The organism is Paraburkholderia tropica (assembly GCF_014171495.1).
Classification (GTDB): domain Bacteria; phylum Pseudomonadota; class Gammaproteobacteria; order Burkholderiales; family Burkholderiaceae; genus Paraburkholderia; species Paraburkholderia tropica.
Window position 1 is genome coordinate 137,768 of record NZ_CP049135.1, and the last position, 24,989, is coordinate 162,756.

The 24,989-nt window shown below is 65.2% G+C and carries 25 protein-coding genes and 1 pseudogene; 12 read left to right on the forward strand and 14 right to left on the reverse strand.

The window, feature by feature from the left end; genetic code table 11:
- Positions 1-13 precede the first annotated feature (13 nt).
- Genes G5S35_RS15370 through G5S35_RS15385 form a run of 4 tightly spaced genes read right to left on the reverse strand, consistent with a single transcriptional unit; the run spans position 14 to position 3,594 of the window.
- Positions 14-475 (reverse strand): hypothetical protein, encoded by a 462-nt coding sequence (locus tag G5S35_RS15370; protein WP_183039157.1) that lies wholly within the window; start codon positions 473-475, stop codon positions 14-16.
- Complete coding sequence (locus G5S35_RS15375; protein WP_183039158.1) at positions 450-1,133, reverse strand: nucleotidyltransferase domain-containing protein; 684 nt, start codon at positions 1,131-1,133, stop codon at positions 450-452. The genes G5S35_RS15370 and G5S35_RS15375 overlap by 26 nt, the downstream gene beginning before the upstream one ends.
- 48 nt (positions 1,134-1,181) lie before the next feature.
- Positions 1,182-2,345: a M20 aminoacylase family protein gene (locus tag G5S35_RS15380; RefSeq protein WP_183039159.1), complete on the reverse strand. Its 1,164-nt coding sequence runs from the start codon at positions 2,343-2,345 to the stop codon at positions 1,182-1,184.
- 34 nt (positions 2,346-2,379) lie between these two features.
- Positions 2,380-3,594, reverse strand: coding sequence for a diaminopropionate ammonia-lyase (locus tag G5S35_RS15385; RefSeq protein WP_183039160.1), 1,215 nt, complete (start codon positions 3,592-3,594; stop codon positions 2,380-2,382).
- Between the two features lie 173 nt (positions 3,595-3,767).
- On the opposite strand from G5S35_RS15385, the gene G5S35_RS15390 reads away from it, so the two are divergent.
- The 3 genes from G5S35_RS15390 to G5S35_RS15400 all read left to right on the forward strand — a co-directional run bounded on the left by G5S35_RS15390 (position 3,768) and on the right by G5S35_RS15400 (position 6,474).
- Entirely contained in the window at positions 3,768-4,259 is a 492-nt protein-coding gene (locus G5S35_RS15390; protein WP_065060690.1) for an Lrp/AsnC family transcriptional regulator, read from the forward strand.
- A gap of 162 nt (positions 4,260-4,421) precedes the next feature.
- On the forward strand, positions 4,422-5,531 hold the full coding sequence (locus G5S35_RS15395; RefSeq protein ID WP_065060720.1) for an NAD(P)H-dependent flavin oxidoreductase: 1,110 nt from the start codon (positions 4,422-4,424) through the stop codon (positions 5,529-5,531).
- A 64-nt stretch (positions 5,532-5,595) separates the two neighbouring features.
- Complete coding sequence (locus G5S35_RS15400; RefSeq protein ID WP_110326944.1) at positions 5,596-6,474, forward strand: LysR substrate-binding domain-containing protein; 879 nt, start codon at positions 5,596-5,598, stop codon at positions 6,472-6,474.
- Between the two features lie 41 nt (positions 6,475-6,515).
- Here the strand turns inward: G5S35_RS15400 and G5S35_RS15405 are convergent, their stop codons facing one another.
- A complete protein-coding gene (locus G5S35_RS15405) occupies positions 6,516-7,193 on the reverse strand; it encodes a TetR/AcrR family transcriptional regulator (RefSeq protein ID WP_074982317.1) in 678 nt (225 codons plus the stop codon).
- A gap of 100 nt (positions 7,194-7,293) precedes the next feature.
- Between G5S35_RS15405 and G5S35_RS15410 the strand changes: the two genes are divergently transcribed.
- Positions 7,294-8,436, forward strand: a complete 1,143-nt coding sequence (locus G5S35_RS15410; protein ID WP_183039161.1) for an FAD-dependent oxidoreductase — start codon at positions 7,294-7,296, stop codon at positions 8,434-8,436.
- 44 nt (positions 8,437-8,480) lie between these two features.
- On the opposite strand, the gene G5S35_RS15415 is transcribed toward G5S35_RS15410, so the two are convergent.
- The 6 genes and pseudogenes from G5S35_RS15415 to G5S35_RS39445 all read right to left on the reverse strand — a co-directional run.
- A complete protein-coding gene (locus tag G5S35_RS15415) occupies positions 8,481-9,242 on the reverse strand; it encodes a YoaK family protein (RefSeq protein WP_065060694.1) in 762 nt (253 codons plus the stop codon).
- A gap of 255 nt (positions 9,243-9,497) precedes the next feature.
- On the reverse strand, positions 9,498-9,773 hold the full coding sequence (locus G5S35_RS15420; protein ID WP_065060695.1) for a DUF4148 domain-containing protein: 276 nt from the start codon (positions 9,771-9,773) through the stop codon (positions 9,498-9,500).
- A gap of 91 nt (positions 9,774-9,864) precedes the next feature.
- Positions 9,865-10,446 (reverse strand): c-type cytochrome, encoded by a 582-nt coding sequence (locus G5S35_RS15425; RefSeq protein WP_065060696.1) that lies wholly within the window; start codon positions 10,444-10,446, stop codon positions 9,865-9,867.
- A 255-nt stretch (positions 10,447-10,701) separates the two neighbouring features.
- Positions 10,702-11,997: a sensor histidine kinase gene (locus tag G5S35_RS15430; RefSeq protein ID WP_074982307.1), complete on the reverse strand. Its 1,296-nt coding sequence runs from the start codon at positions 11,995-11,997 to the stop codon at positions 10,702-10,704.
- Positions 11,998-12,037: 40 nt separating this feature from the next.
- On the reverse strand, positions 12,038-12,727 hold the full coding sequence (locus G5S35_RS15435; protein WP_065060698.1) for a response regulator transcription factor: 690 nt from the start codon (positions 12,725-12,727) through the stop codon (positions 12,038-12,040).
- Between the two features lie 100 nt (positions 12,728-12,827).
- Positions 12,828-13,025: pseudogene (locus G5S35_RS39445) on the reverse strand (N-acetylmuramoyl-L-alanine amidase family protein); the annotation flags it as partial.
- 78 nt (positions 13,026-13,103) lie between these two features.
- Here G5S35_RS39445 and G5S35_RS39450 point away from each other — a divergent pair.
- From G5S35_RS39450 to G5S35_RS15465, 6 genes are all read left to right on the forward strand, one after another.
- Positions 13,104-13,241: a hypothetical protein gene (locus tag G5S35_RS39450; RefSeq protein WP_234774723.1), complete on the forward strand. Its 138-nt coding sequence runs from the start codon at positions 13,104-13,106 to the stop codon at positions 13,239-13,241.
- A 180-nt stretch (positions 13,242-13,421) separates the two neighbouring features.
- Positions 13,422-14,282 carry a MurR/RpiR family transcriptional regulator gene (locus tag G5S35_RS15445; RefSeq protein ID WP_065060700.1) on the forward strand — a complete coding sequence of 287 codons (861 nt, stop codon included), beginning with the start codon at positions 13,422-13,424 and terminating at the stop codon, positions 14,280-14,282.
- 199 nt (positions 14,283-14,481) lie between these two features.
- On the forward strand, positions 14,482-15,528 hold the full coding sequence (locus G5S35_RS15450; protein WP_183039163.1) for a C45 family autoproteolytic acyltransferase/hydrolase: 1,047 nt from the start codon (positions 14,482-14,484) through the stop codon (positions 15,526-15,528).
- 63 nt (positions 15,529-15,591) lie between these two features.
- Positions 15,592-16,950 (forward strand): aspartate aminotransferase family protein, encoded by a 1,359-nt coding sequence (locus G5S35_RS15455; RefSeq protein WP_183039164.1) that lies wholly within the window; start codon positions 15,592-15,594, stop codon positions 16,948-16,950.
- A gap of 123 nt (positions 16,951-17,073) precedes the next feature.
- Positions 17,074-17,640 carry a carboxymuconolactone decarboxylase family protein gene (locus tag G5S35_RS15460; RefSeq protein WP_183039165.1) on the forward strand — a complete coding sequence of 189 codons (567 nt, stop codon included), beginning with the start codon at positions 17,074-17,076 and terminating at the stop codon, positions 17,638-17,640.
- A gap of 712 nt (positions 17,641-18,352) precedes the next feature.
- Positions 18,353-18,637 carry a YodC family protein gene (locus G5S35_RS15465; protein WP_065060704.1) on the forward strand — a complete coding sequence of 95 codons (285 nt, stop codon included), beginning with the start codon at positions 18,353-18,355 and terminating at the stop codon, positions 18,635-18,637.
- 103 nt (positions 18,638-18,740) lie between these two features.
- Here G5S35_RS15465 and G5S35_RS15470 read toward each other — a convergent pair whose 3' ends face one another.
- Together G5S35_RS15470 and G5S35_RS15475 are read right to left on the reverse strand one after the other, a co-directional pair.
- Complete coding sequence (locus G5S35_RS15470; protein WP_065060721.1) at positions 18,741-19,373, reverse strand: LysE family translocator; 633 nt, start codon at positions 19,371-19,373, stop codon at positions 18,741-18,743.
- A gap of 218 nt (positions 19,374-19,591) precedes the next feature.
- Complete coding sequence (locus G5S35_RS15475) at positions 19,592-19,948, reverse strand: superinfection immunity protein (protein ID WP_183039166.1); 357 nt, start codon at positions 19,946-19,948, stop codon at positions 19,592-19,594.
- A gap of 162 nt (positions 19,949-20,110) precedes the next feature.
- Between G5S35_RS15475 and G5S35_RS15480 the strand changes: the two genes are divergently transcribed.
- Positions 20,111-21,571 (forward strand): M20 family metallopeptidase, encoded by a 1,461-nt coding sequence (locus G5S35_RS15480; protein ID WP_183039167.1) that lies wholly within the window; start codon positions 20,111-20,113, stop codon positions 21,569-21,571.
- 116 nt (positions 21,572-21,687) lie between these two features.
- Here G5S35_RS15480 and cadR read toward each other — a convergent pair whose 3' ends face one another.
- Positions 21,688-22,170, reverse strand: a complete 483-nt coding sequence (gene cadR, locus G5S35_RS15485; protein WP_065060707.1) for a Cd(II)/Pb(II)-responsive transcriptional regulator — start codon at positions 22,168-22,170, stop codon at positions 21,688-21,690.
- Between the two features lie 106 nt (positions 22,171-22,276).
- On the opposite strand from cadR, the gene G5S35_RS15490 reads away from it, so the two are divergent.
- Complete coding sequence (locus tag G5S35_RS15490; RefSeq protein ID WP_420874536.1) at positions 22,277-24,799, forward strand: heavy metal translocating P-type ATPase; 2,523 nt, start codon at positions 22,277-22,279, stop codon at positions 24,797-24,799.
- Positions 24,800-24,989 lie beyond the last annotated feature (190 nt).

The window sequence follows — 24,989 nt, forward strand, 5'->3', positions numbered from 1 at the left end:
GGGCGAGTCGCTTTTACTTGAGCAGCGTCGCGGCGTTGGCCTGGAGCCAGTCGAAGACCTTCGCCTGATACGTCTGTGCCGTTTCGATCGCCTCGGCCACATCGCCTTCCGTCGCAAGAAAAGCCGCCACATACTTGCGGTTCCGCCAGTCCTGCAAGGCCTCGACGCTGTCCTGCAGGCGTTGCGGCGTCTTCATGACGATGGCCGCCGCTTCGAGCACCTTGACGTGATGCCCGGGCCTCGCCGTCGCGCGACAGCCCTGCGTGGAGAGCACGCCGAGGGCGCAGAAGAAGACCGCGTCGTAGGCGGCGTCCATGCGTGTGCTTTCGCTGATATCGGTATTGCGTGCGTCGCGCAGTTTCTTGTCGGCCTCGCCGATCCACGCGCGCAGATCCGCCTTGTTCGCCGCGCGGCGAACGAGGGGTGTGTTGGGCTCGTTCAGCAGGTCGTCAAGTGTGGGCATCCAGCGTTCCAATTAACGGAATCGTTGGATTGTGCAGCACGTCGGTGACGAACGCGTCCTGCTTGTTGACGAGTTCACGATATAGCGCAGGCCGAATGACGCTTGCATTGATGGGGCGCCCGCATCGACGCGCCAGCGGCTTGAGCAGTGCGTTGACTTTCAGTTCGGGCACATCGCCGACAATCAGCACGTCGATATCGCTCTCGGCCTTTTCCTCGCCGCGCGCGTAAGAGCCGAAGATCACGGCCGCCACGATGCCCGGGACGGCTTCGAGCGTGTTTCGCAGACCGTCGACGAGTTCGCTGCTCTGACGAAAGAGGGCACCGAGCGGCACGAGCGCCGGATCGAGCGACGCCTGATAACCGGTTTTGCCCGAACCGCACAGGATGCCCACATCGGTCCATTTGCGCAGCCAGCGATGAATGTTGCCGGGATCGACGCCGGTTTCCTCGGCGAGCCTGCGCGCGCTGTAAAACTGCGCGGGATGTTCGAATAGATGTCGCAATACCTTGTAGCGGCCGCTGCCGCCAAACAGCTCGGAGAAAAGTGCTTCATTCATGGCGGCTCCTGTCGAACGGCGAGGGTTGTTGTGTATTAGACAACAAATGTTGTGTTTTGTACAACATTCGAACACCACTTGGCCGCCATTTGACGACTGGTTGTTGTCCATTCTACAACGTTTGTTGTTCAATATACAACGAAACTCCCCACACGCCGCTCACCTCGCCGCCAACTGCATCCGCGCAATCTCCGCAAAATACCGCGCGCCTGTCGTCAGGATGCTGTCGTTGAAATCGTAGCCGGCATTGTGCAGCGGCGTGCCGCCGTCGTCCGCGTCGATGCCGTTGCCGATGAACGCAAAATTGCCCGGCACGACCTGCAGAAACGCGCCGAAGTCTTCCGAAATCATCATCGGCTGAACATTCGCGTCGACCTTGTCCGCGCCGACGACCATGCTCGCTGCTGCCGCAGCCACGTCGACGAATGCCGGTGTATTCACGGTCGGCACGAATTCGTGTGTGTACTCGAACGCGCATTCGGCGCCATGCGTGCGGCAAATGCCTTCGCTCACTTCGCGCATGCGGGTCGCCAGCAGACGCTGCACGTCGGGCGAATAACTGCGCGTATCGCCTTTGATGACGACATTCGAAGGAATCACGTTGCGCAGACCATCCGTGATGATTTCCGTGCACGAAATAACGGCGCTTTGGCTCGGATCCAGATTGCGCGAAACGATCGTCTGCAACGCGAGCACGATCTGCGCGGCAATCACCACAGGATCGACGCCCATATGCGGCCGCGCCGCATGCGTGCCACGCGATTTGATATGGATAACGAAGTTATCTTCACTGGCCATGACGCCACCGGATCGCGTCGAGATGCTGCCTGCGGGCAGGCCGGGCATATTGTGTACGCCGAAGATGGCGTCGACGGGAAAGCGCTCGAACAAACCGTCGGCCATCATGGCCTTGGCGCCGCGTCCGTGTTCTTCGGCGGGCTGAAAGATGAAGCGCACCGTGCCGTCGAAATCGCGACGTTCCGCGAGCAGTTGCGCCGCGCCGAGGATCATCGCCATATGTCCGTCGTGGCCGCAAGCGTGCATCTTGCCCGCGTTGCACGACGCATAGGGTCGGCCGGGCGCCTGCTCGGCGATATTCAGCGCGTCCATCTCGGCGCGCAGGCCGATCGCCCGCGTTCCGTTGCCGACTTTCAGATTGGCGACGAGTCCGGTTCCGCCGATGTTCCGGTGCACGTCCATGCCGAGCGTCTTGAGAATGTTCGCGACGTAATCGGACGTTTGGACTTCTTCGAACCCGGTTTCGGGATGCTGGTGCAACTGGCGGCGCCAGCCTTGCAGCTTTTCTTGCAGCGAGGTTTCCATGTCGTGACCTGTCTCGTGACTTGTTGTGCCGATGTCAGTGTTCGATCGCGTTCATCCACGCCGCCTGGCGCGTGCCGACGCTGATCGCCGACTCGCCGACCAGCGCCTCGTAGACGCCGGGCGCCGTCGCGCCTTCCGTGTTGATAACGAGCACGTGCGATGCCGATCCCAAGCCGACTTGCAGTGAAAATTCAGGATTCCGTATGAGTTCGCTCAGGCCGGCGAATCCTGCCGCGCCCGATTCGCCCACGACCAATGGCGCATCGCGTTCCGAGCCGGCGGCGAGCGCACGCATGGCGGCCACGGCGTCGTCGTCGCTGATGGTCATGAAGTGGTCGATGCAGCCCTCGAGAATTTTCCACGCGAGCGGCGAGGCTTCGCCGCAGGCCAGTCCGGCCATCACCGAATCGACGCTGCCCGTTGCGCGAGTCGCGCGGCCCGCCATCGCGCTTTGATACAGACAGTCGGCCTGTTGCGGTTCGACGACGATGAATTGCGGTCGCTGCGCGCCGAAGTGTTCCCAGAGATAACTGGCGACGCCCGCCGCCAGGCCGCCGACACCGCCTTGCAGAAACACGTGCGTGACCGGGCTGTCGAGTTGCGAAAGCGTCTCGGCCGCAATCACGCCGTAGCCCTGCATGACGTCGCGCGGAATTGTTTCGTAGCCGTCGTACGAGGTGTCCGAGACGACATGCCATTGATTGTCCGCCGCGAGTGTCGCGGCATGTTCGACGGACGCGTCGTAGTCGCCTTCAATCCGGACGATGCGTGCGCCGTAGTGCGCGATGGCGTCCTCGCGTTCGCGGCTGACGTTGGCATGAAGCACGATCACGCATTGGCAGCCGATATCGCGTGCGGCCGCGGCCAGCGCTTTGCCGTGGTTGCCGTCCGTCGCACTGATGACCGTGAGCGACGCGAGCAGGTCGGCGTAATCGCCGCGCAGCAGGCGCTGTGGATTCAGCTCGTGCGTGTGCCAGAGACGCAGGATCAGCCGCGTGAGCGCGATCGGCGCGCCGAGCGCCTTGAAACTGCCGAGCGGCGAGCGCAATCCTTCGTCTTTCACGCTCAGGCGCGCGATGCCCAGCGCCGAGGCCGCATCGGGCAGATCCCACAAAGGCGTGGCGGAGCGCGAAAGCTGGCCCCAACTGGAGAGCCACGCTCCGCTTTCATCCGCCGCGCGCACGTTCAGGATAGTTTGCAGCGAGGAAGGGTACGCGGCACACGTGGCGCGCGGATTGGCGATCAGCATTTAACACACTCCGTAAGACATGGCGTCGATTCGATGCGTGAAATAATATTGCGATGCGTGCGTTATTTGTAATCGTAATTCGAGTGAAGAATGCAATAAATTCTCACGCTCGACTGCGGTTTGCGCACGTAAATCCGGCTTCTTCCTTGCACTTCAATACGAGAATTTTTCTCATGGCCACGACCGACCGCGGCATCGAACTCGATGATTTCGACCTCAAGATTCTCGACATCGTCCAGCGGGACAATCAGGTTCCGCATCGGGAAATCGGTCAGCAGATCAATCTTTCGGTGCCGTCCGTCGCACGGCGTCTGCAACGTCTGCGCAAGAGCGGTGTGATCGAAAGCGATTGCAGCGTGTTGAATCCGGGCGCGCTCGGTTCGCATGTCACGGTGATCACGCATGTATCGGCCGAGAATGAAGCGGTCGAATTACTCGACGCAATGAAGGCACGCTTCGAAGCGTGCGAGCAGGTCCAGCAGTGTTATTACGTGACCGGCGATGTCGATTTCATTCTGATTTTCTGCGTGCGGGATATGGCCGAGTACACCGCGCTGACACGCTCGCTGTTTTTCGCGGAAGGGAATGTGAAGAGTTTCCGAACCTTCGTGGCGATGGAGCGTGTGAAGACCACGCTCAACGTGCCGGTGGGCTTGCGCGCTTGAGCGCGCGCGTCGGGCAATCTGACATCGAAACATGATGGCCTGCGCGCCTGCGCGATTAATCTCATAAAAAGATGTATATAACGTACATAATTTCCATGTAAGATGATGCCGTATCGACAGGCGTATCACTCCTCGCGGTTCAGCGAACGAAATGAGGTCATCATGAACGTGAAATCTTCAGGCACGCTTCTGGAAATCCTGGGCATCGAGAAGCCCATCATTCAGGCGCCGATGGCAGGCGTGGCGACGCCCGCGCTGGCTGCGGCAGTGTCGAATGCCGGCGGCCTCGGCTCGCTTGGCCTGGGCGCCATGAATGCCGCCGACGCGCGCAAGGCCATCGACGCCACGCGCGCGCTGACGCAGAAACCGTTCAACGTGAATCTCTTTTGCCACGCGCCTGCGGTGGCGAATCGCGAGGTCGAGCAAACCTGGCTCAAATGGCTGCAGCGCTACTTCGCGCTGTACGACGCCGAGCCGCCGGCGCAATTGCGCGAGATCTACACCAGCTTCGTCGCCGACGAGGCGATGCAGACGATGCTGCTCGACGCGCGTCCGGCAGTCGTGAGTTTTCATTTCGGTTTGCCGGATGCCGCGCTGATTGCCGCTTACAAACAGGCTGGGATTCGTCTGCTCGCGAGCGCGACCAATCTGGATGAAGCGCGTCAGGTCGAGGCGGCCGGTGTCGATGCGATCGTCGTGCAAGGTATCGAAGCGGGCGGCCATCGCGGTATCTTCGACGCCACGCCGCACGACGACGCGCTCGGCACGTTCGCGCTCACGCGGCTCGTGGCCGCGAAATGCAGCCTGCCGGTGATCGCGTCGGGCGGCATCATGGACGGCGCGGGCATCGTGGCGGCGCTGGCGCTCGGCGCATCGGCGGCGCAACTGGGAACGGCGTTCGTTTCGTGTCCGGAAACGTCGGTCGACGACGGTTATCGCAAAGCGTTGCTCGGCGCTGCCGCCGAACACACCACCTTCACGGAGGCCATTTCCGGCCGCGCGGCGCGCTCGATCGTGAACAAATTCACGCAGATCTTGCACGAGGCAGGGAGCCCGAAAACCGTGCCCGCCTATCCCATCACCTACGACGCGGGCAAGGCGTTGAATGCGGCGGCCAAGGCCAAGGGCGAGTTCGGTTATGGCGCGCAATGGGCCGGTCAGGCTGCGTCCTTGTCCCGCGCGCTGCCCGCTGCGGAACTCATGCGGACGCTCGAAGTGGAAATGCGCGACGCGGTGGCGCGACTCAATTCAGTCGTTTCGAATGCCGCTTGAGTGGCAGTAAAATCTCGAATTGAGATGATTGTGATTGACGTATTCGCTATTTGGGAATCGACGTATGGAACTGCTCGATCTGGAGATTTTCAGCCTGGTCGCGAAGGAACAGAGCGTCACGCGCGCGGCGCAATTGCTGCAGCGCGTGCAATCGAACGTCACGACGCGCGTCAAGCAGCTCGAAGAGGAACTGGGCGTGCAGCTCTTTTCGCGTGAAGGCAAGCGTATGACGCTGACCGAAAACGGGCAGCGTCTGCTTGGCTACGCGCATCGCATGCTCACGCTCGCTGAAGAGGCGCGGCAGGCGATGCAGTCGGACGTACCCGTCGGCAAGCTGAGAATTGGCGCGATGGAAAGCACGGCGGCGGCGCGGCTGCCTGGGCTACTGGGCGCGTATCAGAGTTTGTGGCCCGACGTGCAGCTCGAAATCTCCACGGGCACCACGCGCGCGTTGATCGACGACGTGAAGGCCAGCCGGCTCGATTGCGCCTTCGTGGCGGAAACCGACGAGCGCGCCGCCCTCGAATTCAACACGGACGACGATACCAGTCTCGCGGCGGTGCCGGTGTTTCGCGAGGAGTTGCTGCTGCTGGTGCCGGGTCGCGCGGGCGCTGCGTCCGGGAGCGTGGCGCACTTTCCGCTCGCGGCCTTTCCGAAGGGCTGTACATATCGCCGGCTCGGCGAGCAATGGCTGGAGTCGCAACACGCGGACGCGGGATCTCGTCCCGAGATCATCGAATACCACTCGTATCACGCGATTTTTGCGGCGGTATCCGCCGGAACAGCCGTGGCGGTGTTTCCGAAGTCGGTGCTCGCCACGCTCGCGGTTGCGAGCACCGTGCAGTCCATTCCGCTGACCGCCATCCAGACCTGGATGGTGTCGCGTCCTGCTTATCAAAGTCGGTCGCTGGACGAATTGAGCCGGCTCTTGCCCACATTCTGAGGGGCACGCACCATTAATTCGGATGGCTGATTAATTGCCGATCAGGACACGATCGTGTTCTGTACGATGCCGGCCAGAATGAAATCGATACCGGCGAGAAACTGCTCGCGGTCGTCGTGACCCGACAGCATGGCCGCCACCTGACGTACAAACGGGTGTTGTGCCGCATCGAGCTGCGCCCATTTCGCGGCGACGTTTTCCAGCACCGCCGCCCGATCCACGCCTTCGAGCGCCGCTTGCGGACGCGTCGCGTACTGCCCCGCGAGTCCGAGAATGAAGCTCAGAATGGCCGTCGCCGCGTTGAATTGCGCGGGCTCGGGCACGCCCATCGCCTGCACCTGCACGCCGACGCCTTCGAGTATCCGCAAGACCGCGTACTGCCACGGATCGCGCGCCAACTGCGCGCCGACCCATGGATGGGCGTCGATGGCATCGAAGACGCCGAGCGCCAGCGCGCGGATCGCGTCCTGCGGTTGCGGCCGCGTTGCCGCTTCGTGTAGCGCGGCGGCAACGATCTGGTCGGTGGCCTGGGCGAGCAAGGTCTGCTTGTCGGCGACGTGCCAGTAGAGCGCGCCGCTGCCGGTCGCGAGATGCGCCGCAAGGGCGCGAAAGGTCAGCGCGTCCTCGCCGTCCTGGTCGAGGATCTCGATCGCCGCTTCGACGATCCGCTGTTGGGTGAGCGCGTCCGCGCGCCGCCGTGTCCGGTTTTCCGTGGTCATCCCCGTAGCTTGACACTTATGGAACTTCGTTCCAAACTATTTTTCCTATGGAACGTCGTTCCATGAGTGTTTCGTACATGACCAATTGAAAGGAAACGCGATGACGACACCGGTGACGATCGTCGGCGCGGGACTCGGCGGGCTGGTGCTCGCGCGCGTCCTGCATCTGCACGGCATTCCCGCGACCCTTTACGAGACGGAGCCGTCGGCGCAAGCGCGCACGCAGGGCGGCATGCTCGACATCCACGAGCAGGACGGGCAGGCCGCGCTGGCGGCGGCCGGTTTGAGCGACGCGTTCCGGGCGATCGTTCACGTGGGCGGCGAGGCCACGCGCGTGCGGGACTCGCAGGGCGCGCTGCTGCTCGATGAGCCCGACGACGGCACGGGCGGGCGGCCCGAAGTGTTGCGCGGGGAATTGCGCGACATGCTGCTGACGTCGCTGCCGCCGGGCACGGTGCGCTGGGGCAAGAAGCTCAGCGAGGTCGCGCCGCTCGGCGATGGCGAGCACCGGCTGAGGTTCACCGACGGTTCCAGCGTGATCAGCCGGTTGCTGGTGGGCGCCGATGGCGCGTGGTCGAAGGTCAGGCCGCTGCTGTCGGCGGCGGTGCCGGAGTATGTCGGCACGACGTTCATCGAAACGTATTTGCGCGACGTCGATACGCGCCACGTCGCGGCCGCCGAGGCCGTGGGCGGCGGCGGCTTGTTCGCGCCCGCGCCCGGCAAAGGGATCTTCGCGCATCGCGAACCCGGCGGCGTGCTGCACGCGTATATCGCGCTGAATCGCCCGCTGGCGTGGTTCGACGCGATCGACTTCAACGACGCGGCCAGTGCGACGGCTGCCATCGCGGCGGAATTCGTGGGCTGGGCGCCCGCGCTCACGGCGTTGATCACCGATGGCGAGGGCGCGCCGGTCCCGCGTCCGCTGTTCATGCTGCCGGTCGATCATCGCTGGACGCGCGTGCGCGGGGTGACGCTGCTCGGCGACGCCGCGCATCTCGCGCCGCCCGCGGGCGAAGGCGCGAATCTCGCCATGCTCGACGGTGCGGAGCTAGGCGCGGCGATCGCCGCCCATCCCGGCGATGCCGAGGCCGCGTTCGCCGCCTACGAAACGAAGATGTTTGCGCGCAGCTACGCGGCGGCGGTGGATTCCTGCACCACGCTCGCGCTGTGTCTCGACGAGCGCACGCCCGCGAGTCTCGTCGAATTCCTCAGCGGCGGCGCGGCGAGTCGCGCGACGGCATAGCGAGACTCGCCGCGGCCGAACCGATCAACCTGAACTGGGACGGATCAAGCCGGATCGCGCGGCGACCATCGGCGCAGATCGTCGGCGAGCGGCACGCAGGCGAGCGTGAGCAGCGCGGCCGCGAGCAGGGCCGCGGACGAAAAACCCAGATGCCGGAACGCCAGCGCGCCGCCCAGCCCGCCGATCAGGAACATGCCGAGCAGCGAGGCCAGCACGCGCACGCGCAGCATGTCCGCGCGCACGTGCTGCGCCGCGCCCGCCGGCACGCCCCAGTTCCAGTACAGCCCCTTGCCGAGCTCGATGCCGAGATCGGTCACGATGCCGGTCATATGCGTCGTGCGGATTTCGGCGTGCGAGATCTTCGTGATCATCGCGTTCTGCAGGCCCATCACGTAGCAGAGCAGCGCGACGGTGGCGGGCACGAACAGCACGCGATGGTGTTCCATGTTCGCGCCGAGCACGGCGAAGCCCGTCAGCAGCAGGGCTTCGAGCATCATCGGCAAGGCGTAGACGCTGTGGACGGCGCGGCGGCGTCCCCAGTTGATCAGGACCGCGGACGTGGCCGCGCCGCCCGCGAAGGCGAAGATGGCGCTGAGCGCGGCGAGCGCGAGGCCGATATCGCCGAGCGCGAGGTTGTCGGCCACCGACGAGACGATGCCGGACATGTGCGAGGTGTATTGCCCGACCGCCAGGAAGCCGCCGGCGTTGGCCGCGCCCGCGATGCACGCGAGCGCGCGGCCGAGCCGGAGATTGGCTTTCTCGGTGCGTTCCACGGACGTGAAGCTGCGCAGATACTGGATAGGCACGGGCGGTTCCTCGGCGGGCGACGGTAACCAGTGTAAGACCTGTCGGCTTGACGGGATCGAGGTCCGTCGCACTATAGCGGTGCGGCGGATTGCCGCGATCCGGCGCCCGAGCGCGCGTCGTGTGCCGCGCGCACGCTCGGTTTCATGTTCCGTTTGCACGCTCGGCGCGGCTTGCCGGTCATGCGTCAGCCGCAACCGGGCCGCGCCTGTGAAGCCGACGGGCGCTCATCGGCGCTCATCGACGCTCACGAGGCCTTACTGGCCCGCTTGCGAACGGCCGCCTGCTGCCGACGAACCGGCCGCGGCGCCGCCCACTGCGCTGTTCTGCGCGGCGACCTTGGCTTCGGCGGCCTGGATCGCTTCCGGGTAGTGGGCGTTGTCGCCGTCGCCCGGGCGATAGCCGGCCTGTTCGAGCTGCACGAGTTCGGCGCGAACCTGCGCGCGGGTCATGCCGCCGTTCGACTGGGCGAACGAGGCAACCGGGAGCGTGAGAGCAAGGGCAACAGCAGCAACCTGGACAAGCGACTTCATGACAACCTCCGATCTGTTTCGTGATTGGCTGCGGCAACTCGCCGCAATCCATGACTAAAAGTCTAGAGGTCTTATCTCCCAGGGTTAACCACTAATCCGCCAAGGGACTCTTCCGGCCGGTGGAAGGATCGCCGCTCGCGTCCGCTACCGGGCCGGTGAGCGCGCGATAGTCCCCGGCGTCGATGCCGCGTCGGGCGCGCAGGAATGCCGCGAGCTGCCAGAGCTGCGTGTCGTCGAGCGATTTGCCGAAGGCGGGCATCGCGGTCATCTTGACGCCGTGGCGCATGACCCAGAACGTCGATTGCGGCCCGTTATGACGTTTGGCCGCGAGCAGATCCGGCGCGCGCGGCGAAATGCCCGCGCCGATCGGATCGAGACGCACGCCGGGCGCGCCGTGGCAGTAGACACAATGCTGCGCATAGAGATGCGCGCCCGCGCGCACGTTGACGTCGTTCACGAGATTGTCCGGCACCGCGACCGCGGCCGACTGCCGGTCGAGCGAGCGCTGGTAGGTCGTGTGCAAAAACCACGCGACGAGCGCATTGTCCTTGTCGGTCGCCGCCACACCGACGTAACCGGAAAACGCCCAGACCGATGCGCCCGCGCCGATCAGCGCGAGCAACAGGAGGGCGGTGAAAATCGTGCGCGTGGCGAAGGCGCGGCGTGAAGTCATACCTGTGCTCATGAACGTGCGTGCGCAATGGCGTTGGCGGAAAACTCCGCATCCTACCGTTGCACGCGTGCGCCGACGTTGAGTAATTTCGCTGACTTCATGAGTTGCACGCATGGTGAGGTGTCACTGTGCGCGCGGAACGACGTCTTAACGTTTTCTTGATGCCGGCATCGCTATGATTCGGGCGAGGGCAGATTTCGCCGATGCGTGGCCGATGCCCGGTCGATGCGAAAAGCCCTTGATTCAAGGCATTTTTCAGTCGATCGCGGCCTTGCTCGCCGTGAGTTCGATACGAAAGCGCGTGCCTGCGCCGGGCGCGGAATCGAGCGTGACAAGCCAGCCTTGATGCTCGCAGATGCGCTGGACGAGCGAGAGCCCGAGGCCGAGATTGTCCGCGCCCGCTTCGCCGCCGCGCACGAATGGGGTGAAAACATGGGGCTTCACGCTCGCCGCGATGCCAGGACCGTCGTCGGCGACTTCGAAACTGGCGGCGTCGGCGCGCACGAGAATACGCGTGCCGCTGGCCGCGTGCTGGAGCGCGTTGCGGATCAGATTCGAGAGCACGATACGCAGCAGTGCAGCCGGAAAAAGATTCGTCATCCCAGGTAATGGATTAGCAGGGGCGAATTCGCCTTCCATGCGCAAGCCGAGTTGCGTGGCGCGTGGCGACCAGTGCGCGATTTCCTCGCGCACCACACTGGCGACGTCGCTTTGCGCGAAGCCCGTGGCCGTGGCCGAACCGCGTGACAGCATCAGATACGCGGCGAGTTGCTGATGAATGTCGCGCGAGGCCGCGTGCGCACGTTCGAGTTTCGCGCGTTGCGTGGCGGTGAGCGCGGGGTCGTCGAGCAGCAGTTCGCACGAACTCGAAATAACCGTGAGCGGCGTGCGCAATTCGTGGCTCACATCGGCGGTAAAGAGTTTTTCGCGTTGCAGCGCGGCTTCGAGTTCGTTGTAGGTGGCGTCGAAAGCGGCAGCGAGCCGGCCGATTTCGTTCTCCGGATACGCGTGCGCGAGACGCGTTTGCGGCGGCAGCGCAGGACGCTTGACGACCTGTTCCGCGAGCCGGATCAGCGGGCGCACGAAGCGGCGCGTGACGGCGCCGCCCAGCAGAAACGCCACCAGCAGACTCGCGACCACGCTGAGCACCGTGAGCCAGTGCGAATGCACGCGGCGCTCCTCGAAAGCCGTGTAGTCGCGCAGCAGCATGTAGCGCACGCCGTCGCGGTCGTCGGCCATCACATGCCAGTCGCGGTCGCCGTGTTCGAGGCGCGAGAAGCCGGGCTCGACGTCGCGCAGCCAGGTCGGAAACGTATCGCTGCCCGGTTCGCCGTGAAAGAAGCGGTTCACGCGGCCAACGCTCTTGCCCGCGAGATATTCGTCGCGCACGCGGTCGAGCGCCATGCCCATATCGATCTGCTGCAAATGCGTTTCGAGGCGGTTGACGGTCCACATCGAGACGAGCGAGAGCAGCGCGCCGACGATCAACGCGAGCACCAGATAGGCGAGCACGAAGTCGCGCGCGAGCGTGCGGCGCGGACGCGTTTCCAACCGAGTCTGCGGCTGAGTCTGGCTCGCGTCTCGCGGCGCGTCAGCGCGCATCGTCTTGCGCCGCGCGTAGCTGATAACCCACGCCGTGCACCGTCTGCAGCAGCGCTTGTTCGAACGGCTTGTCGATCACCTGGCGTAGCTGATGAATGTGCGTGCGCAGGCTGTCGCTGTCGGGTGGCGAGTCGAGCCACAGCGCTTCCTCGAGACGCACGCGGGCCACCACCGACGGGCTTTCCTGCATAAGAATTTTCAGCAAGGTCATGGGCGCGGGCGGCAGACGCAAGGTTCGGCCCGCGCGCGCGAGTTCGCGCGTGTCGAGATCGAGCACGAGGTCAGCGACCTGCAGCGAGCGCGCGACCGAGCGTTTGCGCGGACGCTGCGAGAGCGCCTTGACGCGCGCGCCGAGTTCGGCGAGCGCGAACGGCTTCACGAGATAGTCGTCGGCGCCGGCGTGAAAACCCGCGAGCCGTTCGTCGAGCGTGTCGCGCGCCGTGACCATGATGAGCGGCGTTTCGCATTGCGCGTCTTCACGCAGGCGGCGGCACAATTCGTAGCCGTCGAGCCGCGGCAGCGCGAGATCGAGAATGATGACGTCGTATTCGTTGCGCGTGGCGAGCGCATAGCCTTGCACGCCGTCGAGCGCGCAATCGACCATCGTGTTTCGGGCACCCAAATAGCTGGCGATATTGCCGAGAATATCGGGGTCATCTTCAATCGCGAGAATTCGCATGGTCGATGCACGGAGAAAAGTGGCTGAAATCGCGGGCATTTTAACAGCGCACCGCGAAACAAGCTGTCCTGAACGTCGATGTGCGATGTGGTCGCGAGATTCAAACGGTGACGTTGCGCTTAAGCGGCGGATGACTGGCGAAATATTGGCGGATGCCGTCGTAAATCGCATCGGCCATTTGCTGGCGGTAAGCCGGAATCTGGAGTTTGCGTTTTTCGCCCGGGTTGCTGATAAACGCGGTCTCCACCAGAATCGATGGAATTTCGGGCGCTTTCAGTACGGCGAATCCGGCCTGTTCGCGGCGCCGGCTTATCTCGAAGCGCATGGCACGCCGGTCGATGTGGACGATTTGAGTCGTCACGAATTCGCCTCGTATGTGAACGACCTGATTCAACTCGATACGGTGCGCTGGCTCGATGAAGTGGTGAGCAATCCGCGTCTGTCGTTCCAGTCGTCGAGCATGATTGCGCAATTGTTTGCGGCGATGTCGGCGGCGGGCATCGTCATGCATTAAATCGGTGACGCAGTTTCTTCAGGAAACGATCGCCCGCGACTATCCGTTGCCACGCAGCGCTCAATACATTCGTGAGTGAGGTGGTGAATCGCGAGGGTCTGTCCGCTCCGTTCACAACATTGCGCAACACCAGTGGTAACATTTGTTGTCGCCCACTGCCCGGCTTACGCCGCCATTCGCATGCCAGACAGCTTCGACCAGCTTGCCGCGCTGATTCGCGCGCGCTTTTCCGACCTGAGCCCGCAGTTCCAGACGGGCGCGGCATTTCTGCTCGATCATCCCGATGAAGTCGCCGTCTCGTCGATGCGCAAGGTCGCCGAGCGCGCCAGCGTGCAGCCCGCATCGCTCGTGCGGCTTTCGCAGCAACTGGGCTTTCCGGGCTGGAACGAGCTGCGCGATCTGTTCGTCGCGCGCGTGCGCACGCGTCCCGAGCCGCTGTCGAGCCGCGCGCGTTCGCTCGTCGCCGGCAGCGCAAAAGACGCGCTCGCCCGCGATCTGCTCGCCGCGCAGCAACACAACCTCGATGCCAGCGCCGTGCACAACACGCGCACGCTCATCGAGGCCGCGCGCGTGCTGAAGAAGGCGAAGCATGTGCACGTGGCGGGCTTTCGCTCGTGCTACGCGGTCGCGTTCGGGCTCGTCTATGGCTACCGCTTGTTCCGTCCGTCCGTCTCGTTGCTGGGCGGCGAAGCCGGGACGCTCGAAATGCAGTTGCTCGGCATCGAGCACGACAGCGCAACGATCGTTGTCAGCTTCGCGCCGTATTCGGTCGAAGCGGTGCGCGTGGCCGAAGCCGCGCTCGAAAAGGGCAGCAAGCTGATCGCCATTACCGACAGCGCTGTGTCGCCCATCGCGCTCAACGCCGAAAAGGTGCTGATCTTCACGCACGAGAGCCCGTCGTTTTTTCCGTCCCTCGTGGCGGCGACGGCGCTGGCCGAATCGCTGGTTGCGCATCTGCTCTCGCTGGAAGGGGCGGGCGCGGTGGCGCAGCTGGAGGAAGCCGAGCGTTCGCTCAACGCGCGCGGCGCTTATGTCCCGTGAAGCGTACTGATCCGTACTGTATTGAAGTGTCCGGACAGCACACCGGTTCCGCCATGCCGCCTTCCAGGGCGGCTTTTTTACGCGCCGTGTAAACCCATTTGTTGCAAATTGCTTTTCATTTGACAACATATGTTGTGTGGCGTATAAATCCGACATCGGCCGTTTCAGGCGCGGCCCAGACTGACAGGCGGAACAATCGATGCAGGAACTGAAGTCTTTCCGGATGGGCGGCACGCCCGAGGCGATCGGGCGGCAGCTCGGCGAACTCGCGAAGCCCGTCTTCGACAGCTATATGGCGCGAAGCGCCGCGTGGCAGGCGGTGAGCCGCTGGCGCGGTCACGCGTTCGTGCAGGCGCTGCGCAAGGCGGCAGAGCGTCATTTCCCGGCGCAGGTGGCCGAACTGGACGCGATGGCGGCGGCGCTCGGCTGGCCGGCGCACGATCTGTTCCTCTGGAATTGCCGCGGCGAGCTGATCCATAACGCGCCGGACGGCTGCACGACGCTGGCGACAGCCACGCCCGAGGCCGGGCTGATCGCGCACAACGAAGACGGCGATCCATTTCTGCGCGGTCGCTGCCACATGGTCGAGGTGGAGCCGGCGGGCCGGCCCGGTTTCGTCAGCTTCTATTACCCGGGTTCGCTGCCGGGCCACACGTTCGCGGCGTCGCGTGCCGGGGTGGCGCAGGCGATCAACAACGTGCGCATCCGCGAGCCGCGCGCGGGCGTGCCGCGCATGATCCTCGCGCGCGCCGTGCTCGACGCCGCCTCGCTCGACGCCGCACTCGCGCTGCTGCGCGACACGCCGCGCGCGAGCGGCTTTCACCACACGCTGGGCGGCCTCGACGCAACGGGTGCGGTGCGCGTCGTCAGCGTCGAGGCCACGGCGCGGCGCGCCTCGGTCGTCGAGGTCGGCGCGCCGTCGGGCCACGCCAATCACCTGATTCACGCGGATCACCCGGATGGCGAGCGCGAGTCGCAGATCGTCACCGATTCGTCGCGCGATCGACAGGCGCGGCTCGCAGACTTGCTGCCGCCGCTCGGCGCGCATCCCGACCGCGAGGCCTTCGTGCAGACGCTGCACGACCGCGGCGGCGCGGGCCTGCCGATTTTCCGCGACGACCCGCACGATCCCGACGACGAAAACACGCTCGCCACGGCCTGCATGCGCATCGAGCCGCGCGGCGTCGCACTCGACGTCTGGCAAGGCGGCGAGCGCGTCATGCGCCAGCAGATCGCGCGCGTCTGACACGCGCGTCCGAACATTCCCCGATTTCATCGCCTCACTTCGCAGCATTCAGCGAGACCGCACATGAGCAAAGTCTTTCATCGCATGCCCAAACAGACCCTGCCGGTGGCAGTGGCGGGCGAGGGTATCGAGATCATCGATTCGACCGGCAAGCGCTATATCGACGCGAGCGGCGGCGCGGCCGTGTCGTGCCTCGGTCACAGCAACCAGCGCGTGATCGACGCGATCAAGCGCCAGGCGCAGCAACTGCCGTACGCGCACACCTCGTTCTTCACCACCGACGCCTCCGAGCAACTCGCCGATCATCTGATCGCGAACGCGCCCGAAGGGCTCGATCACGTCTATTTCGTCTCGGGCGGTTCCGAGGCGATCGAGGCCGCGCTCAAGCTCGCGCGCCAGTTCTTCGTGGAGAAGGGCGAGCTGACGCGCCGTCATTTCATCGCGCGTCGCCAGAGCTATCACGGCAATACGCTCGGCGCGCTGGCGATCGGCGGCAACGCATGGCGACGCGAGCCGTTCCTGCCGATCCTGATCGAATCGCATCACGTGAGCCCGTGCTACGCGTATCGCGAGCGTCACGAGGGCGAAACCGACGAAGCCTACGCGCAACGTCTCGCCGATGAACTCGAACAGAAGATCCTCGAACTCGGCGCGGAAAACGTCGCGGCCTTCGTGGCGGAGACGGTGGTCGGCGCGACGGCCGGCGCGGTGCCGCCGGTGCGCGACTACTTCCGCAAGATCCGCGCGGTGTGCGATCGCTACGGCGTGCTGCTGATCCTCGACGAGATCATGTCGGGCATGGGCCGCACGGGCTGGCTGTACGCCTGCGCGGAGGACGGCGTCGCGCCCGATCTGCTGACCATCGCGAAGGGTCTGGGCGCCGGCTATCAGCCGATCGGCGCGACGCTCGTGAGCGCGCGCATCTATGAAACCATCGTGGGCGGCAGCGGTTACTTCCAGCACGGCCACACCTATATCGGCCATGCCACGGCCTGCGCGGCGGCGCTCGAAGTGCAGCGCGTGATCGCCGAGGACAAGCTGCTCGACAACGTGCTCGCGCGCGGCGAGCAACTGCGCGCGCGGCTGCGCGAGCGTTACGCCGAGCATCCGTATATCGGCGACGTGCGCGGCCGTGGGCTGTTCGTCGGCGTCGAGCTGGTGAAGGACCGTGAAACGAAGGCGAGCTTCGATCCGGCGCTCAAGCTGCATGCGGCGATCAAGCGCGAGGCGTTCGCGCGCGGGCTGATGGTGTATCCGATGGGCGGGACCGTCGATGGCAGGAACGGCGACCACGTGCTGCTCGCGCCGCCGTTCATCTGCACGGCGCAGGAGATCGATACGATCGAGGACCGGCTTGCGGCGGCGATCGGGGCGGCGCTGGCGTCGACGGGCGTGAACGTGGCTGCGTCGGCGACGGCCTGACTGTCCGCGCGCCGTTGCGCCCGAATGGCGTAATCCGGAGTGGCGCAATCGGCATACTTTTTCGACCTCAACCGGGAAGCCCGGAGTCAATCGCAGTTAATCGAAGTCAATCGGAGTCAAGCGATGACGCAATCCCAGAACCCGCGGCTGCCGGCCTTCGACGCCGCGACCGCGACGCCCGAGCAGAAAGCCGTGCTCGACGAAATCCTTTCCGGCCCGCGCGGCAATCTGAACGGGCCGTTTCTCGGCTGGGTTCACAGCCCGGAACTGGCGCAGCATGCGCAGCGTCTGGGCGCGTTCTGCCGGTACAGCACGGGCCTGTCGCTGCGTCTGTCCGAACTCGCGATTCTTGTGACGGCGCAGCGCTGGCAGGCGCAGGCGGAGTGGTTCATCCACTATCCGATCGCGCTGAAGGCGGGCGTGCCCGAAGCGCTGGCGGAGCAGATCCGCACCGGCGCACAGCCGGTTTTCGACGAAGCCGACGACGCGCTGATCTACGCATTCACGACCGAGCTTTACGACACGAAGCGCGTTTCCGACGCCACGTATGCCCGCGCGGTCGAGCGCTTCGGCCACGAGACGACGATCAACCTGGTCGGCCTGCTGGGCTATTACGCGCTGGTGGCGATGACGCTCAACGTGTTCGGCATGCGCGCCGAAGGGCAGACCACGCTGCCGTTCGCGGAGTAAGCGGCGGTTCGTCGGGCAGTGACCGGCTGTTAAACGCCCCGTCCGGGTTGACCGGACGGGGCGTTTTACCTTGTGCGGCGGACCCTTGCCATCCCCTGCGCGTGACAGCCATATTTCACGCGTGATTTTGAAACCGTATGTTTATTTGAAAACAACGGTGAGCGATAAATAATTGCCCGCATCCTAAACAAAAAATAAAACGAACGGACGGTTTTGACGGCGCGCTTTTTCAGATGGCTTTTTTTAGTGTGGTTTTACCTTGCAGTTACGAATGCCGTGGTTTTGAACTGAATGGTTAATGCAGGGATTCTGGTCGAATTGTCGCAGCACCCAACTCGTCAAAAAAGCGTAGCAGCGCGGAAATAATAATACTGTTTGCGCAGTCGCGGCCCGGGACGGTACGAATTGCCTGCTCCAGTCGCCCAGTGGCGGGGGCTGACGGTAGTTTCTGCGTGCTTCAATGCCCACGCCGATGCGTATTGCAATTACGCAAATTGATGATCGTTCTGACAGGTGAGCAATGCTAATACGGGTTTTCCGTAGTCTGGCTAAAATTGCTTGCGCGGATTAAATCGGGTTGATAGTCTTGCGAAACTCATTAATAGCCGCGTAAAAGCCATTATTGTGAAAAATGGCGTCGAAGCGGCATCAAGGCGGGACACGAGGCCCGCTCCGGGGATTTCAATGGGCCGATCTTTTTCCGGGGTACATCATGCTTGATACGACCGTAGAGCTAGCGCTTGCAGAAAGCCAGCCCATCGTCCTGGCCGGTATTGGCGATGTCGTCACCCTTATGTCGGGTGGGCCGCGCATGACGGTGATGTATGCGGGGCCGGTGGGCTTCGCCAGTGGTCACTGGCTGATCTGCCAATGGTTCGACGAACAGGGCGAACTGCGTCAGGACATGTTCGCGCAGGACATGGTCCGCATCGAGCCGCGCTCGATTCCCGCGGGTTCCGTGAAGCTGCGCATGCCGCCGGCCGCACGCGCGGCCTGAGCGCCAGGTTGCGCGTGCACGTACAGGTTGAACGCAGGTTCGGCGCCTTGCGCGTGCCGTGCCCGCAGCGGTGCCGCAGGCACATACTGGTTCGCGCTACGTCTTAACGTTGCCCTTCGGCGGCAATCCGCACGGCCAGACCGGCCAATACCGTCCCCATCAGATAACGCTGGATCACGAGCCATGTCGGGCGACGCGCCAGGAACGACGCGATCGAGCCGGCCGTGATCGCGGCGGCGGCGTTCACCGTCACCGAAAGCGCGATCTGCACGGTGCCGAGTTCGATCGACTGCGTGAGCACGCTGCCGCGCGACGGGTCGATGAACTGCGGCAGCAGCGAGAGATACAGGATCGCCACCTTCGGATTCAGCAGATTCGTGACGAAGCCCATCAGGAACAGCTTGCTGGGACGGTCCGGCGTGAGTTCGCGCACCTGGAAGGGCGAGCGGCCACCCGGCTTGAGCGTTTGCCACGCGAGCCAGGCCAGATAGAGCGCGCCGCCGAGGCGCAGCGCGTCGTAGGCGAACGGCACGGCCATGAGCAGCGCGGTAATGCCGAAAGCGGCGCACAACATATAGAAGATGAAGCCCAGCGCAACGCCGCCGAGCGAAATGAGCCCGGCCTTGCGACCCTGGCAGATCGAGCGCGAGATCAGATAGATCATGTTGGGACCGGGCGTGAGCGCCATGCCGAGAGCGACGGCGGCAAAGGCGAACAGCGGGGCGACGTGGGGCATGGCGGGCTCCGTGGGCATGCGGGTGGCGTGGCGGGAGGGACGCGTGCGAGCCGTATCAGGGCAACGGCTCGAACGCGCTTGAACGTCCTTGAAGCTGCTCGAACGTTAATGGACCGATTATTTCATGCGCCGCGTCCGTGTGCGCGGCCTTCCTTCGACGTTGGCCATCTGGCCAGGGCGTGGCCAGGCGTGACCCCGTGATCACGCGATGGCGCGATTCAATGCGACGAGCGTTCGCGGTCGGCGTTCCTGGGCTCGCTGGTGGGCGCGGTGTCGGTGTCGCGACGTGCGCCGCGTGCCTGAACGCGGTCGTCGAGACGGCGCGAAAACAGCTGCATGCCGACGCGCCGGCTGCGCACCTTGACGTTGCCGCCGAGGTCCTTGGGGGGATTCGGCTGCAGCGCCCAGTAGAGCGCGAGCAGCCAGCCCAGCACGGTCCAGCCGATCACCGCATTGAATAGCGCGATGGTCAGCAGGTCGTGGCGCGCGCGCCGGTCCGCGATCATCGCGGGCAGGAAGTAGATCACGACCGCCGCGAGCAGCACGACGATCTCGAAGAGGGAATGGCTCGCCATGGTCGATCCTCCGTGGAAAGGGCGCCGCCGGTGGCCCATTGTCGCGCGGATCGGGGTTGCGCGGTTATCGGTCCTGGCCGGATGGCCAACGTTTTTGGCGAACCCTCCGCCCGATGCCTGTTCGGGTCTATCATCGGGTTTTTCTTCGCAGGAATGCCCGCCATGAGCTCAGACACGACAGAGGACACCCGTCAACTCGATCACGACGCCTTGCGCGCCTTCGTCGAGCGTAAGTGGAACGACGAAATCGTGCCCGCGCTCACGGATTACATCGCCGTGCCGGCGAAGAGTCCGGCGTTCGATCCCGACTGGGCGAAGCACGGTTATCTGGAGCGCGTCGTGCAGGAAGCGGCGCAATGGGCCGAGCAGCAGCCGGTGCGCGGCCTCAAGCTCGAAGTCGTCAGGCTGGCGGGCCGCACGCCGGTAATCTTCTTCGAGGCGCCCGCCACGCGTTCGGGCAGCACTGAAACCGTCGTGCTCTACGGCCACCTCGACAAGCAGCCCGAGTTCGCGGGGTGGCGCAACGACCTCGGCCCGTGGACGCCGAAGCTCGAAGACGGCCGCCTCTACGGTCGCGGCGGCGCGGACGACGGCTACGCCATCTATGCGAGCGTCACCGCGCTGGCGGCGCTCGACGCGCAGGGTATCGAGCGTCCGCGTTGCGTGGGCCTCATCGAAACCTGCGAGGAATCGGGCAGCTACGACCTGTTGTCGTATGTCGACGCGCTGCGCGATCGTCTGGGCGATGTCGGTCTCGTGGTGTGTCTCGACTCCGGCGCGGGCAATTACGATCAGCTCTGGCTCACGACTTCGTTGCGCGGACTCGTCTCGGGCGATCTGGAAGTCGACGTGCTGGAAGAGGGCATTCACTCGGGCTCGTATGGCGGCATCGCGCCGTCGAGCTTCCGCATCATGCGTCAGTTGTTCGAGCGGCTCGAAGACGCCGCGAGCGGCACGCTGCTGCCCAAGGGCTTCCATTGCGCGATTCCGTCCACGCGGCTTGCGGAGGCGCAGGCCACGGCGCAAATCCTTGGCGAAAACGTCTGGAAGAGCATGCCGTGGGCGTGCGGTCAGGATGGCCGCCGCGTGCTGCCTACCACGAGCGATCCGCAACAGGCGCTGCTCGATTCCACGTGGCGGCCTTCGCTGTCCGTGACGGGCGCGGCGGGCCTGCCCGCGCTGGCCGATGCGGGCAACGTGTTGCGTCCGCGCACGGCATTCAAGCTCTCGCTGCGCTTGCCGCCGCTCGTGGAGGCGTCGAAGGCCGTGGCGGAACTCAAGGCCCTGCTGGAACTCGACCCGCCGTATAACGCAAAGGTCACCTTCAAGCCCGACGCCGGCGCGGCCAACGGCTGGAGCGCGCCCGATCTCGCGCCGTGGCTGGCGGGCGCGCTCGACGACGCCTCGCGCACGCACTTCGGCGCCGACTGCGCATACCTGGGTCAGGGCGGCACGATCCCGCTGATGAACGTGCTGCAGGCCGGTTTCCCGAAGTCGCAGTTCATGGTGTGCGGCGTGCTCGGCCCGAAGTCGAATGCGCACGGGCCGAACGAATTCCTGCACGTGCCCTACGCGAAGAAGCTCACGGCGACGGTCGCCGAAGTGATCGCCAAGGCGCCGTGATGCGCTGAAACGGCCATCTTGCCGTCATGCGCCGCCCGGAACGTTGCCGGGCCGTGCATAGGAGGATGTCGCGCGGGCTTGCCGGCTTCCAGCGCGGCGTGAATCCGTGCTGCGGTTCAGTGATGCGACTGATTCGCGCGCTGGGAGTGAGGCGCCTGGGCGTCGAGCGGCGCGTCCGCGTGGCACGAGCAGTTTTCATCGTCGATCGGCTGCTCGAGATTTTTCATGATCCCGCACTCGGCGCTGCTGCTGTGGTGCGCGTGGCAACTGTCGCGCAGCGTGCGCAGTTGCTGTTCGAGCGTGCGCATCGATTCGATCTGCTGATGAATACGCGCGATCTGGCTGTCGATCAGCTCGTTTACTTCGTCGCACGGCTGGCTCGGGTCCGCCTGAAAGCGTCGCAGCGTGCGGATGTCCGCGAGACCGATGCCCAGCGAACGGCAATGGCGGATGAAGTTCAGCTGTGCTGCGTGCGCGGCCGTATAGCTGCGGTAGCCGTTGGTTTCGCGCGCGGGTTCGTCGAGCAAACCCTCGCGCTCGTAGAAGCGCACGGTTTCCACGTCGCAGTGGGCGTGGCGCGCCAATTCACCGATTCTCATCGTCACAGTTCCCAAAAATGGCTTGACCCTGTAGCGACTACAGGCTGTCCAATGATTCTGTCATCTTTGGGAGAACTCGGCCATGGGTCAGGCATTCTTGTCGCGGTTGGTGCTCGCTCGGCGCTATCGGGCGCGCGCCGGTGCGTCCGGCGCGGACGGCGCAGCCGCGGCATCGGGCGTGGCATCGAAGCGATCGGGGCACGATCATAAACCTGCCTGCGGCTGTCATGCCGATCATGGCTGTCACACCGAAGTCGCGGACGCGGCGGCAACGGCCGATTCGGCCGCGCCGGCTGGCGGACATGAACACGATCACGACCATTCGCACGGCCACGATCACGACCATGCGGATCACGCGCACGATCACGACCACACCCACGACCACGCCGCGTCGTCCTGCTGCCAAGGCGCCGCACCGCAACCCGCCGCACGTCTTCGCGCGCTGGCGCCCGCGCCGGAAGGCACGCAACGCGCGCGCTACCGCATCGACAACATGGACTGTCCGACCGAGGAGCGGCTGATCCGCAACCGGCTCGAACCGATGCCGGGCGTCGCGCGCCTCGACTTCGACCTGATCGCGCGCGAGTTGACCGTCTATCACCGTCTGCCCGATGCGCAGCCGCTCGAATTCGCGTTGCGCGCGCTCGACATGGCGCCGCGTCCGCTCGCCGACGATGACGCCGGGAATCGCGCCGATGCTGGCCTGGCGCCGGGCGTTGGCCTCGCGCTGCGCCAGAAGCTGCTGCTTGCCGCAAGCGGCGTCGCGGCGGCGGGCGCGGAAGTGCTCGCGTGGACCACCGGCCACGAAACCGGCGTGCCCGTGCTGATCTGCGCCGTCGTTTCGCTGCTCTGCGCCGGTCTGCCGACGCTGCGCAAAGGCTGGATCGCGCTCAAGAACTTCACGATCAACATTTACTTTCTGATGTCGCTGGCGGTGGCCGGCGCGATCGTCATCGGCAAGTGGCCGGAAGCGGCCATGGTCGTGTTCCTGTTCGCGCTCGCCGAGCAAATCGAGGCCCTCTCGCTCGAACGCGCGCGCAATGCGATCCGCTCGCTGACCGCGCTCGCGCCCGAAACGGCCGACGTCTGGAGCGCAGGCGAGTGGCGCACGCTGGCGGTGGCCGACGTCGCCGTCGATAGCCGCATCCGTGTGCGCACCGGCGAGCGCGTGCCGCTCGACGCCCGCGTCGAATCGGGCCGCGCCGCGCTCGACCAGGCGCCCATCACCGGCGAGAGCCTGCCCGTCGACAAGGCGCAAGGCGATGCGCTTTACGCTGGCAGCATCGTCGTCGACGGCGTCGTGGAGGCGCGCGTCACGGCGGTCGCGCGCGACAGCACGCTCGCGCGCATCGCGGCGGCGGTTCAGGAGGCGCAGGCGCAGCGCGCGCCCACGCAGCGTTTCGTCGATCAGTTCGCGCGCTATTACACGCCGGCGGTCGTCGCGCTCGCGGTGCTGATCGCCGTGGCCGGGCCGCTCGCGTTCGGCGGCGCGTGGAGCGCGTGGCTCTACAAGGCGCTCGTGCTGCTGGTGATCGCGTGTCCGTGCGCGCTGGTCGTGTCGACGCCCGTGACGGTGGTGAGCGGCCTCGCCGCCGCGGCCCGCGCGGGCATCCTCGTGAAGGGCGGCGTGTGGCTCGAACGCGGGCATCTGCTCAAGGCCGTCGCGCTCGACAAGACCGGCACGCTCACGCGCGGCCAGCCCGCGCTGACCGATGCGTTTGCGCTCGGCGCGCTGTCCGTCGATGACGCGTTACACCTCGCCGCGAGCCTCGACGATGCGAGCACGCATCCGGTCGCGCGCGCCGTCGTCGCGGGCTGGCGGACGCGTGCGGAGCAAGGTGCGCAGGCCGCGCTGGTCGCCGTCGACGATTTCGCGGTGCTCAACGGGCTCGGCGTGAAAGGGCGCATCGCGGGCGAAGTCTGGCATCTCGGCAATCACCGGCTGGTGGAGTCGCTGGGCGTGTGCTCGCCCGACCTCGAAGCGCGTCTTGCGACGCTCGAAACCCAGGGCAAGACGGCGATCGTGCTGTGCTCGCCGCGCGAGGCCGTCGCGCTGTTCGCGGTCGCCGACGCCGTGCGGCCCGAAAGCGCGGACGCGGTGCGCGCGCTCAAGCAGCTCGGCGTGACGCCCGTCATGCTGACCGGCGACAACCCGGCGACGGCGCGCGCGATCGCCGCGCAGCTCGGCATCGACGACGCGCGCGGCAATCTGCTGCCGCAGGACAAACAGGACGCGGTCGCGGATCTGTCGGCGCGCCACGGCATGACCGCGATGGTGGGCGACGGCGTGAACGACGCGCCGGCGCTGGCGCGCGCCGACATCGGCTTCGCGATGGGCGCGGCGGGCACGGCGACGGCGCTCGAAACCGCCGACGTCGCGATCATGGACGACGATCCGCGCAAGATCGCGGCGTTCGTGGGACTGAGCCGCAAGGTGTCGGCGGTGCTGATGCAGAACATCGCGCTGGCGCTCGGCATCAAGGCCGTGTTTCTGGTGCTCGCGCTGGCGGGCGAGGCGACGCTCTGGATGGCCGTGTTCGCCGATGTCGGCGCCAGTTTGCTGGTGGTCGCGAATGGTCTGCGTGTGCGTCGGCATTTTGGCGGCGTGCCGGTGAGCGTTCGCAACTAACTGCCCGCTTATTTGCCGCGCAGCGAATTGCAACTAACTGCCAGTCCTGCGCGAGACGGCTGAACAGAAAGGTCCATCGTAAAAGCGCCCGCATTCATCGCGAAGCTATGGCTTGCAACGCGTGGATGCGGAGCGGGCCGTTTCTAGCGCGGATATCGAGGCAAGTCAGAGTCCACGATAAAGGCACACA